Origin of the sequence: Streptomyces alkaliphilus (assembly GCF_014141535.1) — a bacterium.
In the GTDB taxonomy this organism is placed as follows: domain Bacteria; phylum Actinomycetota; class Actinomycetes; order Streptomycetales; family Streptomycetaceae; genus Streptomyces; species Streptomyces alkaliphilus.
Genome location: NZ_VKHT01000809.1, coordinates 1 through 2,352, shown reverse-complemented (window position 1 = coordinate 2,352; position 2,352 = coordinate 1). Strand labels below are relative to the sequence as shown.

Annotated in this window: 1 protein-coding gene; it reads right to left on the bottom strand. The window is 75.3% G+C overall.

The annotated features are described in order from the left end of the window. Positions 1 to 2,352, bottom strand: a 2,352-nt coding sequence (locus FNQ90_RS19990; protein WP_182607631.1) for an amino acid adenylation domain-containing protein, incomplete at both ends; no start/stop codon positions are given.

The window sequence follows — 2,352 nt, the reverse complement described above, 5'->3', positions numbered from 1 at the left end:
CCGGTCCCCCACCGTGCCGTCCCCGTTGGTCCCGCTGTTCGCGGGCGCCCCGGGAGCGGCCTCGGCCGCCGCGGCCAGCGCGGCGTGGTCGATCTTGCCGTTGGGGGTGACCGGGAAACGCTCCAGCGACACGAAGCGGTGGGGCACCATGTAGTCCGGAACCCTGGTGGAGAGGAACGCCGCGAGGTCGGCCGGGTCCGGGGCCCGGTCGGGGTCCCGGGGCACCACGTGGGCGATCAGGCGCGGCCTGCCGTCCTTCCCCCGGCGCGCGAGCGTCAGACACTGTCGCACCCCGGGGTGGCGCCCCAGCACCGCCTCGATCTCCCCGGGTTCGATGCGGTGGCCCCGGATCTTGACCTGCCGGTCGGCGCGTCCCAGGAACTCGATGACCCCGGCGGGGGTCCAGCGGCCCAGGTCACCGGTGCGGTAGAGCCGTTCGCCCAGCACGGGGTGGGGGGAGAAGCGCTCGGCGGTCTGCTCCGGGTCGGCGGTGTACCCCCGGGCCAGCCCGTCGCCGCCGATGTACAGCTCACCGGCCGTGCCCACCGGACAGGGGGCGCCGTCCTCGTCCAGGACGTGGAACGACTGGCCGCGCAGTGCGCGGCCGTAGGGGATGCTGCGCCACCGCGGGTCCACCCGCTCGACGGGATGGGTGATGGACCAGATCGACGCCTCGGTGGCCCCGCCCAGACTCATGAACCGGGCGCCGGGGGCGAGCCGGCGCAGCCGGTCGGGGAGGTTGAGCGGTATCCAGTCGCCGGAGAGCATCACCAGGCGCAGTGTGCGCAGCGCCCCGGCGGCGATCTCCGGCTCCGTCTCGGCGTACTCGACCAGCATCTCCAGCAGCGCGGGCGCGGTGTTCCAGATGGTCACGCCGTGCCGACCGGCCTGTTCGAGCCAGTGCTGCGGATCGGTGCGCCGGGCCGGGTCGGGGAGGACCAGCGAGCCCCCCGCCCCGAGGACCCCGTAGATGTCGAAGACCGACAGGTCGAAGCCGATCGCCGACAGGGCCAGGACCCGGTCCCGCGCGGTCACCGAGAAGCGGTCGACGATGTCGTCCACGGTGGTGCGGGCGGCGCGGTGCTCGATGTCCACGCCCTTGGGGGTTCCGGTCGAGCCCGAGGTGAAGATGGTGTAGGCGAGGTCGTCGGGGGCCGCGGGAACCGTGTCCGGCGCCGTCGGGGCGGCACCGCCGGGTGAACGGGTCGGCCGTCCGGCGGCGTTGAGGCGGTGCACCGTCACCCCCTCGGGCCAGGGCAGGTCCACTCCACGTCCCACCAGGGCGTGCCGAACCCCGGAACGGCGGCACACCGCCTCGACCCGGGCGGCGGGCCAGGACGGTTCCACCGGCACGTAGGCCGCGCCGGCCCGGCTGACGCCGAGGACGGCGGCGATCTGGGCCGGGGACTTCTCACAGGCCACGACGACGCGTTCACCCGGCCCCACGCCCAGGGCGGCGAGCAGTGCGGCGCAGTCCTCCGCCAGGGCGGCGAGCCGCTCGTGCGTGACGGTGACACCGGGGGCGTGCACGGCCGGTCGCCCGGGCCCGCGGCGCGCGGCGACACGGAGGGGGCCGTCGAGGAGGGCGTCGGCTTCGGGGAACGGGGTGACGTCGAGGGGTTCGGCGGGCAGGAAGGAGGGATCGAAGCCCAGCGAGGGGTCGGTCCAGGCGGCCGCATCGGTAAGGCGGCGCAGCAGGCGACCGTGAGCGGTGGCGAGGGCGGGTATCCAGCCCTCGGGAAAGGCTCCCACGACGTGGTCCCAGGCGACGCGCAGGCGTCCGCCCTCGTCCCGGACGATGTGGTCCAGGAGTACCTGGGGGGTCTGCGAGACGCCGTACACCTCCCGTCCGATCCAGGCGTGCGGGGCGGGACCCTCGCCCGCCAGCCCCACACCGCTGGTGAAGACGACCGGGAACGCCGGAGCGCCGTCCGGGGCGCCGGTACCGGGGATCATCTCGCGCACCACCTCGACCCCCGAGACCGAACCGTGGTCCAGGTCCTCCCAGAAGCGTCGGCCGGTCTCGGCGGCGAGGGCCGCGAACCCCCCGGGCCGACCGGGGGACCACCGCGGGCCGGCGACCAGCGCGGTGGTGGTGAAGTCCCCGACCACATCGGCGGCGTCACCGTGCACGTCGGGACGGTCGAAGACGGTGGTGTTGAGGCAGACGCGGTCGCCCGCGCCCCACCGTTGCAGGACGACGGCGAGGCTCGCGAGGAGGGTCGCCGTGGAGGTGACGCCGGCCTCGGCGGCCCGGGCGCGCAGGGCGGCCCACTCGGTCGGCTCCAGGATCTCCTCGTGCCGGACGAAGCGGGGCGGGGTGGTGTCGGCGGGGTCCCGCAGGACCGGCAG